The sequence below is a fragment of the Bifidobacterium sp. M3-N-101 genome, from assembly GCF_023656805.1.
GTDB classification, from domain to species: Bacteria; Actinomycetota; Actinomycetes; order Actinomycetales; family Bifidobacteriaceae; genus Bifidobacterium; species Bifidobacterium breve.
Genome location: NZ_JAMOKQ010000001.1, coordinates 177,296 through 192,113, shown reverse-complemented (window position 1 = coordinate 192,113; position 14,818 = coordinate 177,296). Strand labels below are relative to the sequence as shown.

General features: G+C 58.1%; 14 protein-coding genes and 1 pseudogene. 6 read left to right on the top strand and 9 right to left on the bottom strand.

Features of this window, described 5'->3' with window-relative positions; all coding sequences use genetic code 11:
- Positions 1 to 124: 124 nt before the first annotated feature.
- On the top strand, positions 125 to 1,528 hold the full coding sequence (gene leuC / locus NBH12_RS00930) for a 3-isopropylmalate dehydratase large subunit (RefSeq protein ID WP_003832279.1): 1,404 nt from the start codon (positions 125 to 127) through the stop codon (positions 1,526 to 1,528).
- A gap of 146 nt (positions 1,529 to 1,674) precedes the next feature.
- Complete coding sequence (gene leuD, locus NBH12_RS00925; RefSeq protein WP_003829718.1) at positions 1,675 to 2,364, top strand: 3-isopropylmalate dehydratase small subunit; 690 nt, start codon at positions 1,675 to 1,677, stop codon at positions 2,362 to 2,364.
- A 58-nt stretch (positions 2,365 to 2,422) separates the two neighbouring features.
- Here leuD and NBH12_RS00920 read toward each other — a convergent pair whose 3' ends face one another.
- Positions 2,423 to 2,737 (bottom strand): cobalt ABC transporter ATP-binding protein, encoded by a 315-nt coding sequence (locus NBH12_RS00920; protein WP_106648084.1) that lies wholly within the window; start codon positions 2,735 to 2,737, stop codon positions 2,423 to 2,425.
- A gap of 297 nt (positions 2,738 to 3,034) precedes the next feature.
- Between NBH12_RS00920 and NBH12_RS00915 the strand changes: the two genes are divergently transcribed.
- The 3 genes and pseudogenes from NBH12_RS00915 to NBH12_RS00905 all read left to right on the top strand — a co-directional run.
- A complete protein-coding gene (locus NBH12_RS00915; RefSeq protein ID WP_003832274.1) occupies positions 3,035 to 3,532 on the top strand; it encodes a DUF805 domain-containing protein in 498 nt (165 codons plus the stop codon).
- Positions 3,483 to 4,079: a hypothetical protein gene (locus NBH12_RS00910; RefSeq protein ID WP_250819061.1), complete on the top strand. Its 597-nt coding sequence runs from the start codon at positions 3,483 to 3,485 to the stop codon at positions 4,077 to 4,079. Before NBH12_RS00915 ends, NBH12_RS00910 begins: the two co-directional genes overlap by 50 nt.
- A gap of 234 nt (positions 4,080 to 4,313) precedes the next feature.
- A pseudogene (locus tag NBH12_RS00905) lies at positions 4,314 to 5,291 on the top strand (diguanylate cyclase); the annotation flags it as partial.
- Positions 5,292 to 5,412: 121 nt separating this feature from the next.
- Here the strand turns inward: NBH12_RS00905 and NBH12_RS00900 are convergent.
- From NBH12_RS00900 to NBH12_RS00875, 6 genes are all read right to left on the bottom strand, one after another.
- The gene (locus NBH12_RS00900; protein ID WP_003832269.1) at positions 5,413 to 6,162 is read right to left on the bottom strand and encodes an amino acid ABC transporter ATP-binding protein; all 750 of its coding nucleotides are present in this window, start codon (positions 6,160 to 6,162) and stop codon (positions 5,413 to 5,415) included.
- A gap of 54 nt (positions 6,163 to 6,216) precedes the next feature.
- Positions 6,217 to 6,771, bottom strand: a complete 555-nt coding sequence (locus tag NBH12_RS00895) for an L-2-amino-thiazoline-4-carboxylic acid hydrolase (RefSeq protein ID WP_003832268.1) — start codon at positions 6,769 to 6,771, stop codon at positions 6,217 to 6,219.
- Positions 6,772 to 6,860: 89 nt separating this feature from the next.
- Positions 6,861 to 7,649: an amino acid ABC transporter permease gene (locus NBH12_RS00890; protein WP_003832267.1), complete on the bottom strand. Its 789-nt coding sequence runs from the start codon at positions 7,647 to 7,649 to the stop codon at positions 6,861 to 6,863.
- Positions 7,650 to 7,653: 4 nt separating this feature from the next.
- A complete protein-coding gene (locus NBH12_RS00885) occupies positions 7,654 to 8,301 on the bottom strand; it encodes an amino acid ABC transporter permease (RefSeq protein WP_226790546.1) in 648 nt (215 codons plus the stop codon).
- A 93-nt stretch (positions 8,302 to 8,394) separates the two neighbouring features.
- Complete coding sequence (locus NBH12_RS00880) at positions 8,395 to 9,246, bottom strand: transporter substrate-binding domain-containing protein (protein ID WP_250819059.1); 852 nt, start codon at positions 9,244 to 9,246, stop codon at positions 8,395 to 8,397.
- Positions 9,247 to 9,686: 440 nt separating this feature from the next.
- Positions 9,687 to 11,033 carry an NAD(P)/FAD-dependent oxidoreductase gene (locus NBH12_RS00875; protein ID WP_250819058.1) on the bottom strand — a complete coding sequence of 449 codons (1,347 nt, stop codon included), beginning with the start codon at positions 11,031 to 11,033 and terminating at the stop codon, positions 9,687 to 9,689.
- Between the two features lie 279 nt (positions 11,034 to 11,312).
- Between NBH12_RS00875 and murA the strand changes: the two genes are divergently transcribed.
- Complete coding sequence (gene murA, locus NBH12_RS00870) at positions 11,313 to 12,638, top strand: UDP-N-acetylglucosamine 1-carboxyvinyltransferase (protein WP_003829734.1); 1,326 nt, start codon at positions 11,313 to 11,315, stop codon at positions 12,636 to 12,638.
- Positions 12,639 to 12,686: 48 nt separating this feature from the next.
- Here murA and NBH12_RS00865 read toward each other — a convergent pair whose 3' ends face one another.
- Positions 12,687 to 13,955 carry an MFS transporter gene (locus NBH12_RS00865; RefSeq protein WP_179134332.1) on the bottom strand — a complete coding sequence of 423 codons (1,269 nt, stop codon included), beginning with the start codon at positions 13,953 to 13,955 and terminating at the stop codon, positions 12,687 to 12,689.
- Entirely contained in the window at positions 13,952 to 14,659 is a 708-nt protein-coding gene (locus NBH12_RS00860) for a TetR/AcrR family transcriptional regulator (protein ID WP_003829738.1), read from the bottom strand. The genes NBH12_RS00865 and NBH12_RS00860 overlap by 4 nt, the downstream gene beginning before the upstream one ends.
- Positions 14,660 to 14,818: the final 159 nt, after the last annotated feature.

Below are 14,818 nucleotides of genomic sequence, written 5' to 3'. Positions count from 1 at the left end.
GGGAATTGGGGGCGTATCTCAATATCCGGCCTGCTTGTGGCCGGGCCAAACGTCACCACATAGGCTAATACCACGAACAAGGCGCGAACACAATACCTCGCGCGGAATTTTTGGAGGAAACGCTATGGGAACGACACTGGCCGAGAAGGTCTGGGCCGATCATCTGGTGCGCAGGGGCAGCGACGGTGCGCCCGACCTGCTGTACATCGACCTGATGCTTATGCATGAGGTCACCAGCCCGCAGGCATTTGAGGGTCTGCGTCTGGCTGGCCGCAAGCCGCGTCACGTGGATCAGCTCATCGCCACCGAAGATCACAACACTCCTACTGTTGACATCGATCGTCCGAATCCGGATGAAACGAGCGCTCTGCAGCTGAGCACTTTGGAGAAGAACTGCAAGGAATTCGGTGTGCGACTGCACCCGTTGGGTGACGCCGATCAGGGCATAGTCCATGCATTCGCGCCGATTCTGGGCCTGACCCAGCCGGGCATGACCATCGTGTGCGGTGACTCGCACACTTCGACGCACGGCGCATTCGGTGCGCTGGCATTCGGCATCGGTACTTCCGAGGTCGAGCACGTCATGGCCACGCAGACGCTGTCTCTGAAGCCGTTCAAGACCATGGCCGTCAACGTCAACGGCAAGCTGCCTGCGGATGCTACCGCCAAGGACATCATTCTGGCGATTATCGCCAAGATCGGCACCGGCGGCGGCCAGGGCCACGTCATCGAATACCGTGGCGAAGCGATTCGCAACCTGACCATGGATGAGCGCATGACCGTATGCAATATGTCCATTGAGGCCGGTGCGCGAGCCGGCATGATTGCGCCCGATGAGACCACATTCGAGTACCTGAAGGGCCGTCCGCATGCGCCGGAAGGTGAGATGTGGGATCGTGCGGTCGAGTATTGGAAGACGTTGAAGACCGATGACGATGCCATGTTCGACAAGGTAGTGGATATCGACGCCACCAAGCTCGGCCCGTTCGTGACTTGGGGCACCAACCCCGGTCAGGGTCTGCCGATCACCGCGAACGTGCCGGAACCGGACAAGATCGCCGACGCCACCAAGCGTGCCGCCGCCGAACGCGCGATTACGTACATGGGTCTGAAGCCGGGCATGCCGATCAAGGACATCGCCGTGGACACGGTGTTCATCGGTTCGTGCACCAATGGTCGTATCGATGATCTGCGTCAGGCCGCTGCGATTATGAAGGGACATCACAAGGCGGAGAACATTCACCGCGTGCTCGTGGTGCCGGCCTCCTCCCGCGTGCGTCTGCAGGCGGAAAAGGAAGGGCTTGACAAGGTGTTCAAGGACTTCGGTGCGGAATGGCGTAACGCCGGCTGCTCGATGTGCCTGGGCATGAACCCGGACAAGCTGGTGCCGAACGAACGCTCGATTTCCACTTCGAACCGTAACTTCGAAGGCCGCCAGGGCAAGGGGTCGCGTACGCATCTGGCGTCGCCTGCCGTGGCCGCAGCGACTGCTATTCGCGGCACGATTTCGTCCCCCGCCGATTTGTAAATACTGCACACTGGCTCCCGCTGGCGGGGACTGTCAGTCGAAGACTGACTGAGGGTGGTCTTGAGACGCTGTATGCCGGCGACCACCCCTAGTCAGCAAAGCTGACAGCCCCCGCCAGTGGGGCAAGAACTGAAAGCTTGATATCCATGGAAAAACTCACCACCCTGACCGGCGTGGGCGTGCCGCTGCGCCGCTCCAACGTCGATACCGACCAGATCATTCCCGCCGTGTTTCTGAAGCGCGTGACCAAGTCCGGCTTCGACGACGCCCTGTTCTACGCATGGCGCCGCGACCCGAACTTCGTGCTCAACAAGCCGGAGTACGCCGGCAAGGGCCAGATTCTGGTAGCCGGCCCCGAATTCGGCATTGGCTCCTCCCGCGAGCACGCCGTGTGGGCGCTGCACGATTACGGCTTCCGCGTGGTCATCGCCCCCAGCTTCGCCGACATCTTCTACGGCAACACCGCCAAGAACGGTGTGCTGGCCGCGATCATGCCGCAGGAGTCTGTTGAGCTCCTGTGGAAGCTGCTGGAGGAAGAACCCGGCCGCGAGATGACCGTGTCTTTGGAGACCCGCACTGTCACCTGCGGCGACGTGACCCTGCCGTTCGAGGTCAACGACTACGTGCGTTGGCGCTTGATGAACGGTTACGACGATATCGACCTGACGCTCCAGCATGAGGACGACATCGCCGCCTATGAAAAGATGCGCGCCGAAAAGTTCCCCTTCAAGCCCAAGACCATCCCCGCCAAGCACTGGCCCGAAGAAAAAATCGAGTCCGCCCGCGAGCCTGAAGATAATTGGACGGGCCCGTTGGCCGACCGCGGCATTATCTAACTCTCTCCATCGCATAAACAAGGTCTCACTGGCTGCTCACCAGTGAGACCTTTGAAATTCATACTTCGGTCGGACCGTCCGCCCAACGGCTCAGGATATCGGCGTCTGCGCGGTGTAGGAAGAGAAAGCGGAGGGTGTCGAGACCGTTGGTGACGAACAGGGGCATGGTGATGCGTTCGATGCCGTGCGGCTCACGCCACAGGGTGGTCGAGCGGGTGACCGACTGTACCCGGGTGCGGCGGGTGATGAGTACGAACTGTGCCAGTCCGTTGGCTCCCGTGACGGTGATGCGGTGGGGAAGCGGCGCGATATAAACGTCAGCGGCTGCGTTCGTCTCAGATGCGTACGTTTCGGAGCTGTCTTGTGCCTCCAAAGCAGTTGTTGTATCGGAGGCCGGTGTCGGCTTTGGCTTGTAGGTTGCTCAAGTGCGGATTCCTGTTGCGTAGATGCGTCAGGGCACTGGAGATTGATTGTTTCACGAGATGTTCCACGCAGTGTTTCACGAGATGTTTCACGGCACCGCTCCAGCTCCAGCTGCAAGGTACCGGGTACCGCGTCCAGCCGGATGTCCGTGTCCGCACCAGCCGCTGAAACGGTGAGCTGCACTACGCTGAATGGTTGCAGATATAACGGCGAAGTGCTGTTGATGGCATGGATTGCGTAACTAATCGTGCGATTCTTCCGCAAGACGTTCATCTTTCACGGCCGTGCCTCACGCGGTGAATACTGGTGGGTGCATTTGTTCACGATACTGTTGACGGCTGCAGTCGGCATCATCTCCGGCGGCATCGGCTCATTGATGGGCTATTCGTTCGGCAACGGCTCGGACATCATCGATTCGCCCCTGAGCAATCTCATGGACAATGCCGCGATTGTTGTTGAGCTGGTGCTGTGGATTCCGAATCTTTCGTTATCAGTTCGCCGCCTGCATGATGAGAACCGGCGCGGTTGGGGTTGCGGTTTGTCTGGCCGCGGCTCTGCTGCCTCTGCAAGGTTGGTGGATTACTGGTGGCACTGCGTTGGTAACGGTGTTTTTGGCAGTCGGTTACGTGTTTACCAAACGCGTCGCGGTCGCTGTACCACTGGCTTATTCCGTACTGGATGCTCTCGGATTCGCGATGCTGCAATCAGCATCGGTGGGTGGCAGCATTATTCGGGGTGCGATTGACGCGCTGAACGATACAACCAAGGACGATGCAATCGGCTCCAGCGCTGCAGCTCCGGTTGAGATCACACTGCCGCAGTATTCGCTAATTGTGTTTGCGGCAACGTTGGTGCTGAACCTGTTGATGCTTGGGTCCCTGGTGGCGTTTGGCTCGGCGTTCCGCCGTTCGTTCGAAGCCGATGCCCGTGCTGCTCGCGCCGAACGGATACTCGGACGTATCACCCGCGAGCAGGAGCTGGCCCATATGATTCACGATTCGGTGGCCAATGACATGTCCGCCATCGCCATCGGCATATCAACGTCCAACGGCAACATCACCGTCCAATACGACGGCATTATCGGTCTGGTCTCGGTATTGCTCGCATTCGGCTTCCTGCTGCTCATGCGTCATCGAGATATTTTCACCCGCGAATTTTGGCTCGGCGGCCCACACGTCGACAGCTATGGTGAGCCCAATCAGCTCGGCCGTATCAGCCAGTACGGTGGTGGGCGCATGCAACCGTTGTGGTTTGCGGTGTTCATTGTGCTGGGTATAGGCGTGCAGGGGTAAGCGCGCTATTTGTGCGTGTGATGGCCGGGCGTGGCTTATCGTTGAACTATGAGTGATTTTGAGCCGTTTTACGATGTGAAGCATAGCTATGAAGATAACTATGAGCAAGGGCCGTTTGGGGCGTTCGCCGAGGCGCTGAAGGCGACCCCCTCAGTCACCTCCGGTGACAGCTCCCCCTATGAGGGGGAGCCAGGGAAAAAGACGTCAGATGGTGTAGTGGGGGAGCCAGGATCCGCTGCCTTCCTTGGCCAGCCGGTCAACCTGCCGTTCGGCATTCCCGCAGGTCCGCTGTTGAACAGCCGGTTCACTACGGCCGCTTTCCGCATGGGCTTCGATCTGGCTACCTACAAAACCGTGCGCTCGCGGGCATGGGGCTGCAATCCGTTCCCGAACGTGCTCGCCGTGCATCCCAAGTCGGCGGACGGCTCGCTGACCCCGGGCAGCGCAGAACTGGACGAGGGCGTACTCGCCGACACCGACTATGAGCAGCCGATCTCCATCTCCAACAGCTTCGGTGTACCCTCGCAAAGCCCGGACGTCTGGCAGCCGGACATGCGCGCGGCCATCGCCGCCGCCGGTCTCGGCCAAGTGCTGGTGCCGAGCTTCCAAGGCTCGCGCGTGGAAGGCATGAGCGAGGAAGAATACATCGCCGACCACGCCACCACCGCCCGGCTGATCAAGGAAACCGGTGCAAAGCTCATGGTAATGAACACCAGCTGCCCCAACGAAGGCCACAATCGGCTGCTGTGCCATAATCCGCTGCTCGTGGGTCGCATCACCGAAGCCGTGAAGCAGGAGATCGGCGATATTCCGCTGATGGTCAAGCTCGCCTACATCCCCAGCGATGATGACCTGGAGCTCATGGTGCGCTCCACCGTGGGCCACGGCACCGTGCAGGGCTTCAGCACCATCAACACGATTTCCGCCAAACTGGTCGACGCCAACGGTAACCAGGCACTGCCCGGCGCGGGCCGCTACCGTTCAGGCGTATGCGGCAACGCGATTCGCGGCGCTGGACTCGACATGGTCGCCCGTCTGGCCGCGATCCGCGAGAAGCTCGGTCTTGATTTCAAGATCAATGGCGTGGGCGGCGTGGTTTCGCCGGCCGACTATCAGGCATACAGAAACGCCGGTGCGGACTCGGTGATGTCCGCCACCGGCGCGATGTGGGATGCCGAACTGGCCCGCAAGATTAAGTCCAGTATCAAATAACGGCAAGGCGTTACGGTCTGCTGAACACGTGAAAACGGGTGTGGCCTGTATGCGCATGGCATTGTTCATAATGCATGTGCACGTACAGGCCACACCCGTTTTCACGTTGGCCGGACGCCGATTACTTATCGTTGATGCGGCTCAGGAATGCCTTGGTGCGTTCGTGGGTCGGGTGGTCGATAACCTCTTCGGCAGTGCCCTCTTCCACGATGACACCTTGGTTCACAAAAACCACCTTGTCGGCAACCTTACGCGCAAAACGAATCTCGTGCGTCACAATCACCATAGTGATGCCCAGCTTGGCCACTGTGCCAATCGCTTCTAGCACATCGCCCACCAATTCCGGATCAAGCGCGGAAGTCGGTTCATCGAACAGGATCGCGGTCGGGTTCAAAGCCAGTGCTCGTGCGATGGAAACACGCTGCTGCTGACCACCGGAAAGCTGAATGGGGTAATAGTCGGCGAAATCAGACAAGCCGACCAATTCCAGTTGTTTGCGGGCGATTTCGTCAGCCTCGGCCTTGGACTTCTTCTTTACCGTGCGTAGACCTTGCGTGATGTTCTGCAACGCGGTCTTGTTCTTGAACAGGTTGTAGTCCTGGAACACCATGGCGGTTTGACGGCGAAGTGCCAGTGCATCGGCATGTTTGATTTTTTTGCCGCAATCAACACTGACTCCACCGATGGTAATGACACCCGAATCCGGGGTCTCCAGTAGGTTCATGCTGCGTAGCAAGGTGGTCTTGCCTGACCCGCTGGGGCCAATAATGGCGGTTACCTCACCTTTGGCGGCATGCAAGGAAATGCCTTTCAGGATTTCCTTGTCGCCGAAGGATTTATGTAGGTCTTCGACGCTGATGGCGTATTCCATGACGTTCCTTTTTGATCCTATGTATTAGCGCCTAATTACGGGATTGCGCCACGCTTAGGCAGCCTTCTTGGTCTTGATAAAGCCTTGGCCGTCTTTGGCCAGTTCGTGGTCCTTGCGGCGAACGAAGCGCAAGGTGCACACGGGGTCGCCCTTGGCGATTGTGCCTTCAAGCGTGAAATCCAGGTAGGAGAACTCCTGCGCAAAAGCATGGTCTCCGGCCATGGCAACGTCGCACAAACGGGCAATCTGCTCAGGATTCTTGCCCTGCTTTACCCATTCGGTGACGTACGGGCAGTAATGGAAATGAATCTCCAGCTCGTCGTCGTTGTCGACCACACGCTCCATCTCATAGATCTGCTCGTTGTGATCGCGGCCGAAATCATCTGCGAACTGGCGGAAGGCCGGATGCTCGCCAAGTTGCTGGGCGAATTCCTTACCGTTGTCGGCACCGTACGTCCATACGGCGTCATAGGCGAACTGATCGTCCAGGCCGTGCTTGGCGGCCTCGTCAATCATGTTGCTGATGGTTGCGGCGCGACGAGCGGAAATGTCGCGAAGGCCGTCCACCACCGGGTTGACGATGCTCGGAACATTGTTTTCGAATGCCATGAGATTTCCTTCCCTAGGATGTGAAACTGCTTGAACTACTTGCACTGCTTGAAATTATTGTTCGATGCGATGCTGCTGCGTGTATGTCATCAGGCGATGACAGATACCTTTCTGCGCAACTTGGATTTCGCCTGCTTGCTTAAGAAGAAGAACGAGAACTGTTGCATGGCATCATCTTCCTTGATATTGAATTTGCCGAGTTTGGCGTACAGCAGGTTCAGCAACCATTCGGCAACCACGCACACCACCCAGTAGAGCAGTGCGGCAACCAAGTACGCTTCAAGGAAATCGTAATTCTGGCTGGCGCTGATTTTCGCCGTGCCCAACAGCTCGGCAACGCCGACCAGAGAGGCAACGCTGGTGCCCTTGAGCAGCCATATAAAGTAATTGCCCATATCGGGGATAGACACCACAACTACCTGCGGCAGCAGAATATGCCAGATGATTTCTCGACGGCGCATGCCGCATGCCTTGCCCGCTTCAATCTGCCCGTGGTCAATGGCACGAACCGAGGAAACCACTACGTCGGTAATGTATGCGCCGAAGTTCAATCCCAGTGCCAGTACCGCGGCCGGGAAATACGGCGGGTTGCGCGGGTCGAAATGATAGCCGAGGAATCCGTCGAGACCTTTGGCCACGATGGGCACCGCGTAGTAGCAGAACAGCAGCTGAATGACCAGCGGCACGCCCTTGATAAACGTATTGATGACGATGACCAGTTGCTTGAGTACGGGGATGCGTACCAGAATAAAGGCGCCGCAGGCGACGGCGAACAGCAACGCCACAAGCATCGACCATAAGGTAAGTGTGATAGTAGCGGGCAGTGCGCGCAGCAGGACCGGAATATCCTGCCCCATGAATTCGTAATCCAAAGTCATAGTCTCACGCCTTCCCGTAACGCTGGTAGTGCTTTGCAGCCAGATTGAATAGCAGCTCGAGAATCGCAACCAGTACGAAATAGATAACTGCGGCGACGCCGAGCACCCACAGCCTGCCTACGCCGGAATTCAAGCCAATCATGCGATCCGCATAGCCCATGACTTCAATTGCGCCGATAGTGTAGGCCAGTGAGGCGCCTTTCAGGACATCAATGGCAAGATTCTTCAAATTGAGTACAGCATTCTGCAGCGTTCCCGGCACGATGACATGGAAGAAGCATTGCAGACGGCTGAAACCAATGCTGTAGCCAGCTTCGATCTGGCGGTAATCCATAGCGAGATATCCGCCACGATACGCTTCAGCCACAAAGCATGACAGGTTCAGTGTGGTGGCGATGATGTAGAACGTACCTGCCGACCAATCATTGATATCAATGCCAATGATGAGGAGCAGTCGAGGAAGGCCATACAGAATCAGAAACAGCTGTACCAGCTGGGGAGTGCCTCGGAAAAAAGACACGAACAGCGATACCAGCCAGTACACGACGCCAGTGCCACGAAGCCGTGCTTGGCAGATGAACACTGCCAAAATCGCGGCAATGATGCTGGGCGCCAGCGTGTACACCAACGTCATCGGAACGTATTGAAGCATGCCTGGCAATACATTCACTATGATTTGCAATCCGGAATCCATATGGCCCCTCGTATAGTTATTCAGCGAATCTCAAGCGAAATACAACTGAGATCAGCCGTTGTCGGCAATGCCGAGCTTCTCGGCAAGGGCGAAGTTATCCTGCTTGAACCACTTCTTGGTCAGACCGGCCAAGGTGCCGTCCTTGGTGAGGGCCTCGATGGACTTGTTCACCTGCTGCTGCGCGTCCTGGTTCTTCTTGTTGAGCAGGAAGACGGTGTCGCGGCCGTCGACGGCGTCGGTGACCTTCATCGGGTATCCGAGGCTGTCCTTGACGCCATCGAACTGGTCCTTGGACAGGTAAACGGCGTCATATGTACCGTCGTGCACCTGCTGGATCATGTCGGTGAAGGTCGGCTGGGTGGAGGAAGCCTCCATCTTGATCTTGACGTTCGGGTGCTTCTTCTGCCAATCGCGGAAAGCAACGTAACGGCCATCGGTGGACTCGATCGGCACCACGGACTTGCCGTTGAGGTCTTCCATGGTCTTGATTTTGCTGTTCGGGTTCACAATGAGGTTCAGGAAGTAGTAGTTGTACGGCTTGGTGACCAGGTAGTCCTTCTCACGAGCCGGCGTGCGGAAGAAGGTGCCGCTGACCAGATCGTACCTGCCTTCCTTGAGGCCAATAAGTGCATTCTGGTATTCAAGAGTCGAGTACTCGAGCTTGATGTTCTTGTTCTGATCGTCGATTTTCTTCAGAACTTCGTATTCAAAGCCTGCGGGGCTACCGTCTTTTTCGGCGTATGCATACGGTTTGTTCGGCACGACCAGTGCGACTTTCAGTGTTTTTTCACCGCTATCAGCGGCTTGCGCGGAACCGCAGGCGGCCAAACCGGTCAGAGTGCTCAGCGCGACGACGGCCGCAAGAGCTTTTACCGCCGTCTTTTTCAGTGAGTATGAGTTCATTTGGAGGTGGCCCCTCTCTATCTAACCATGTTCTCCAGTGTTACGTGTCAGTGCAGGACCTCACCGTATGCAAAGTGCGGTGGTATCGATTGCAGCAACGGGCAATAGTGTATAGCGGTGAAACGCTGGAAAGGAGCCGTTTATCACTATTGCTTATAGAGATTATTGATAACGATGTCTCAGCGTCAATGAAACCAAGGGATACTGATACGCAAAAAATGGCGAAAGTTCCATGATAGTCGAGTTGTAAATTGGAAATCAATACCTAATGTGCATAACAGGTAGTTATGTTGCATATTTGACTGAAACGGTGGACGGAAGCTGCGGCAAGAGAACGAACGTACGTAAGTATGCGGCTCGACGAGACCCTCGCATACTTACGGACGCTTTCGCTGCCGACAGCTCACGTATCGTGCAGGATGCAGGCAGATCGATGGATTTTACTCAGCCGCCGCCTTCATGGCCACGGCGCCGACGTAGTAGACCGGCTTGTCGAAGTTGGGCTGGAACAGGAAGTCCACGTTGGCCAGCTGGTCGGTGGTGAAGCCGGCCTGAATGGCCATGGAGATCACGTTCGCCGCGCCGGAAATGTCGGCCTTGGAGCAGAACTGGCCACCCTTGACCTTACGAGTCTCAGGATCCCAGGTCAGGATTGATGTGACCGGTGTGGTGGTGAGCATGAAGTCCGGGCGGTAATCCTCGGTGAGCGAGGTTTCGTGGACCGTGAGCCCGCGGCGTTCGGCGCCCGCACGGGTCAGGCCGGAGGCGGCGAGCGAGAGATCATACAATTGCACGGCGGACGTGGCCTGCGTACCCAGGTATTTCACGGTCGGCGCCTCGATGTTGCGGCCGACTAGCAGGCCCTGGCGCACCGCGTTGGTGGCCAGCGGAATGTAATCGTGCTGGCCGGTCGGGTTGTAGAACACGGTGGCGGAGTCACCGGCGGCATACACGTCCGGCACGGAAGCCTGCATGTAGTCGTCCACCACGATCGCGCCGTTCGGCAGCATATCCACCTTGCCCTTGAGCAGATCGGTGTTCGGCAGGAAGCCGACCGCCAGGATTGCCATCTCGGCAGTGTATTCGCCCTTTTCGGTGACCACGGTGACCGTATTGTCGTCGTTGTCGTGGAATTCCACCACTTTCTGGCCGAGCGCGAGCGTCACGCCGTGCTCTTCGAACGCCGCCGCCACCTGATCGGTGATGGTCTTGTCGAAATTATTGGCTAGCGGGCGGTCGAGCCCGTCCACCAGCGTGGTCTTGACGCCGGTGACGCTGAACTGCTCGGCGATCTCCGCGCCGATGTAGCCTGAACCGATGACCACCGCGGACTTGGCGGTCTTGGCCTTCTCCTTGATGGCGATGGCGTGATCCCAGTTCTTGCACAACAGTACGTGCGGGCTATCGATGCCGGGAATCGGCGGGATTACGGGGCGGGAGCCGGTGGTTACGACCAGTTTGTCGAAAGCGAGGGTTTGCTCGGGAGCGTCATCACCGTCTTCCAGAGAGCGGTAGGTGATGGTCTTGGTGTCAAGATTCACGTCGGTCACATCGGTGCGCATGTGCATGGTCGCACCGGCTTCGGCCAAGGCGGCGGGAGATGAGTAGAACATCTTCTTCGGGTCGGACACGTGGTCGCCCACCCACAGGGCGATGCCGCAGGAAAGGAAGGAGAGCGTGCCGTTGCGCTCGAAAACGTGAACGGTCCAATCGGGGTGTTCGGCGAGAATTGAGGTGGCGGCGAATGTGCCGGCGTGTGTACAGCCAATAACGGCGACGGTGGTCATGAATGCTCCTTTGCTTGTGGCCATGGCGTCAGGTGCCATTGCCCTGAATCGTAGCGTAGAAGCATGAGGAACACCGTGGGCTCAGCTGTGAGGAAGATCACGTTTGTTGCGGGAGGTTGGACTTGGGGTCTCGGTTCAGTATCCGAGAGGGAAAGTTCACGCTTGCGGCTGCCATCGTTCGGCTTCAGGCGCATTTCACCGAGTCGGCACATGGGTTATGGCAAACTAGACGATAGCATTTTGTGCAATTGTTCAGAATTGTTCGTATAGGAGAGTGGCGTGGCTGAGAATCCGGATGACGTGCTGCATGTTGAAGGCGGCAAGCCGCTGAATGGCACGATCAAGGTGCGTGGCGCGAAGAACTTCGTGAGCAAGGCCATGGTGGCCGCGCTGCTGGCGCCGGGCAAGTCGGTGTTGAAGAATGTGCCGGAGATCCGCGATGTGCACGTGGTCTCCGATTTGCTGCGACTGCACGGCGTGGATGTGGACGTGAACGGCGAGAAGGGCATCGTGACCATCGACGCCAGCCATGTACAGCTGGCCGACGTGGCCGACGTGGATACGCTGTCCGGCTCCTCCCGCATTCCGATTCTGTTCTCCGGCCCGCTGGTGCACCGTCTGGGTGAGGCGTTCATCCCGGCCCTCGGCGGCTGCGCAATCGGCGGCCGTCCAATCGACTTCCACTTGGAGACCCTGCGCAAGCTCGGCGCCACCGTGGATAAGGAACATAAGGACGGCATTCACATCACTGCGCCGAATGGTCTGCACGGCGCGAAGATTCACCTGCCGTACCCGTCTGTAGGTGCCACTGAGCAGACTTTGCTGGCCGCCGTGCTCGCGGAAGGCAAGACTGAGCTCTCTGGTGCCGCCACTGAGCCGGAAATTATGGACTTGGTCTGCGTGCTGCAGAAGATGGGCGCCATCATTTCCGTGGATGTGGATCGCACGTTCCGTATTGAAGGTGTCAAGGAGCTGCAAGGCTACACGCACACTTCGCTGACCGATCGTATTGAAGCTGCCTCTTGGGCGTCTGCGGCGCTTGCCACGCGCGGCGACATCTTCGTCAAGGGTGCCACCCAGCCGGAGATGATTACCTTCCTCAACGTGTTCCGCAAGGTGGGCGGCAAATTTGAGGTGACCGATAAGGGCATTCGTTTCTGGCATCCGGGCGGTGACTTGAAGCCCGTGGCCATCGAAACCGACGTGCACCCCGGCTTTATGACCGATTGGCAGCAGCCGCTCGTGGTGGCTTTGACTCAGGCGAATGGTCTGTCGATTGTGCACGAGACCGTGTACGAGAACCGTTTCGGCTTCACCAAGCCACTGGTCGAGATGGGTGCCACCATTCAGCTCTATCGCGAATGCCTGGGCTCCCTGCCCTGCCGTTTCCAGCAGCGTAACTACAAGCATTCCGCTGTGATCTTCGGTCCGACCCCGCTGACCGGCCGCGATATTGACGTGCCGGATCTGCGCGGTGGCTTCTCGCATCTGATTGCTGCGCTGGCTGCATCCGGTCCGTCCGATGTGCATGGCATCTCGTTGATTGACCGTGGCTATGCCGACTTCCGTGGCAAGCTCGAGGCGCTCGGCGCCGACTTCGACTGATCTTCCTGGCTTCTCTCATTGAGAGAAGCCAGAATTGTATTGAGCCGTTTAGTCCTCGAATTGTTTGGACAGCGGCACGAGCATCGCCGTGATTATTCCGAACAATACGGTGGAGATGAACAACACTGCTGCTACCGGCATCCGGTCATAGGCCCATCCGTACACCATCTGGCCGAGCGGCTGGGCGCACATGCTCACAGCCGCGGCCATGGACATCACTTTGCCGGTCATCGCTTCAGGAGTATTGAGTTGGATGGTGGGCACGGCGATGAGGTTAGTGAAACAGCTGGCAATCATTGTGCCACAAGTGAAGATGATGAGTATCATGAGCTTGGTCCATGCGCCGACCGGCAGCAGGAATACTATGCCCTGTGGAACCATGGCTAACGCGAGTGCGGCCATCAATCCTGGCAACCAGCGCATGGTGAGTTTTGCGGCGAACAGGCCGGCGATGAAGGCGCCTGCTACTCCGGAAACGCCAATCAGACCGTCGGCGATGCCATACACGGTGGCATTGAAGCCCAGCACGGTGCGAATCGTGTAGGGGAAACCGACGCCGGAGTATCCGATGAGAACGAAGTTCAGTGCGGCTGAGAACAACAACAGTTTGAACACGTTGGGACGGTCTTTCACAAGGAATCGTATGCCGGCTTTGAGGTCTTCGATTGGTGTCGGTAGTTCTTCGTCTCCGCGGTCAGGTGCGCTGAGACGGATAAAGCATTCGAGCGCGGCCGCGCCGGCAAAGCTCACGATGGTGATGATCATCATGAGGCGAATGCCGAACATGGCATATAGCACGCCGCCGAGGAAGCTTGGCAGCAGGGAGCTCAACTGCTGAACCTGATTGATCACGGCCATGCCTTGGCGCATAGTGGCAGGGCCGTACTGCCGGAACATCTGGGGAAGCGCGGCCTGTACGGTCGGCGTCTCGAACGCGCCGAGTACGGCGAGCAGCACCTGCATGGTGGCGATGGCCGCGATATTGAAGCCCGCGGCGGCGAAAACGATGGCGCTCGCCAGCACGAGCGTGGCGGAGATGGCGTCGAGTGCCACCATGATCGTGCGGCGGTTGACGCGGTCGGCCAGCACACCGCCGAACGGGGAGAGCAGGATGGTGGGCACGATGGATACGGCCAGTACCGAGGCAAACACGGTAGCCGAGCCGGTTTCGTCCAGCACCCACATCGACATGGCGAAACGCAGCATCATATTGCCGAACAGCGAAATACCCTGGCCGGCGACCAACAGCACGAAGTCGCGGGAACGCGGCGGGCGCTGGGGGCTGTTGTCGTTCTTGCGTTTTATTGCTGTGTTCATTGTGAGCCTTTCCTTGGCTCCCCTCTCTGAGGGGAGCTGTCGCCGCAGGCGGCTGAGGGGAGTCTGTCGAACGTCATCATGCCTTTGGCGGTCATTTCGATAAGTTCGTCGTCGAAAATCGGCACGCCAATCGCGCTGAGCATGGCTGCCAGACACCGTACGCGGTGCTCCATCTCGGACAAACTCGCCGGATAGAAATACGGCATCAGCCAGTAGTTGGGCAGGAGCGAGAGCAGCTCGGCGGCCTCTCGCGGATATGCGGTGGGGATGGAGCCGTCCTTGACGCCCTCTTCAATCAGCGGCAGGAACCGTTCGGGCAGGTGCTTGCTCCAGATCCGCATGTTTGCGGCGAACGAAACCGGGTCGCTCAGCATGGGCATGGCGGCGCGCATGATCTGCACATGGTCCTGTGCGGTTATCGAATAGTGCCACAATATGCGGAACTTTTCGAGAGCGGTGAGGTCGCTGCGGCCCATCACCGATTCGTTGAAGTCGTCCTGCACGTCGTTGTCCCGGTTGATGAGCTCTTCGAGGATGTCTTCCTTGGATTTGAAATGATGGTAGATCGCGCCTTTGGAAAGGTCGCCGAGTTCGTCCACGATGTTCTGGATGGAGGTGTGCTCGTAGCCTTTGGTTATGAACAGCTGTTGCGCGGCGTCGAGAATGCGATTGCGCGTCACCTCGGGGTGCGCGTTACGTGCCATGCTGGCCTCCCTGCGGTATGCGGTATGCGGCGTTGCCGATCACTATAGATACCGACCGATGGTATGTATAGCGGTTCCGGTGAGCCCCCAACGTTTTCAGGGGATTGCTGATGGCCGATTTTCGCTTGGTATGTTTCGGAATATTGCGGTGGGGCTCCC

What these genes read in the sequence shown, in the direction of transcription:
- NBH12_RS00895 (WP_003832268.1), bottom strand. Translation starts at nt 6,771, where the DNA reads ATGGCATTCGAAAACAATGTTCCGAGCATCGTCAACCCGGTGGTGGAC.
- leuD (WP_003829718.1), top strand. Translation starts at nt 1,675, where the DNA reads ATGGAAAAACTCACCACCCTGACCGGCGTGGGCGTGCCGCTGCGCCGC.
- NBH12_RS00900 (WP_003832269.1), bottom strand. Translation starts at nt 6,162, where the DNA reads ATGGAATACGCCATCAGCGTCGAAGACCTACATAAATCCTTCGGCGAC.
- NBH12_RS00875 (WP_250819058.1), bottom strand. Translation starts at nt 11,033, where the DNA reads ATGACCACCGTCGCCGTTATTGGCTGTACACACGCCGGCACATTCGCC.
- NBH12_RS00860 (WP_003829738.1), bottom strand. Translation starts at nt 14,659, where the DNA reads ATGGCACGTAACGCGCACCCCGAGGTGACGCGCAATCGCATTCTCGAC.
- NBH12_RS00910 (WP_250819061.1), top strand. Translation starts at nt 3,483, where the DNA reads ATGCTGCAATCAGCATCGGTGGGTGGCAGCATTATTCGGGGTGCGATT.
- leuC (WP_003832279.1), top strand. Translation starts at nt 125, where the DNA reads ATGGGAACGACACTGGCCGAGAAGGTCTGGGCCGATCATCTGGTGCGC.
- NBH12_RS00885 (WP_226790546.1), bottom strand. Translation starts at nt 8,301, where the DNA reads ATGCTTCAATACGTTCCGATGACGTTGGTGTACACGCTGGCGCCCAGC.
- NBH12_RS00865 (WP_179134332.1), bottom strand. Translation starts at nt 13,955, where the DNA reads ATGAACACAGCAATAAAACGCAAGAACGACAACAGCCCCCAGCGCCCG.
- NBH12_RS00890 (WP_003832267.1), bottom strand. Translation starts at nt 7,649, where the DNA reads ATGACTTTGGATTACGAATTCATGGGGCAGGATATTCCGGTCCTGCTG.
- NBH12_RS00880 (WP_250819059.1), bottom strand. Translation starts at nt 9,246, where the DNA reads ATGAACTCATACTCACTGAAAAAGACGGCGGTAAAAGCTCTTGCGGCC.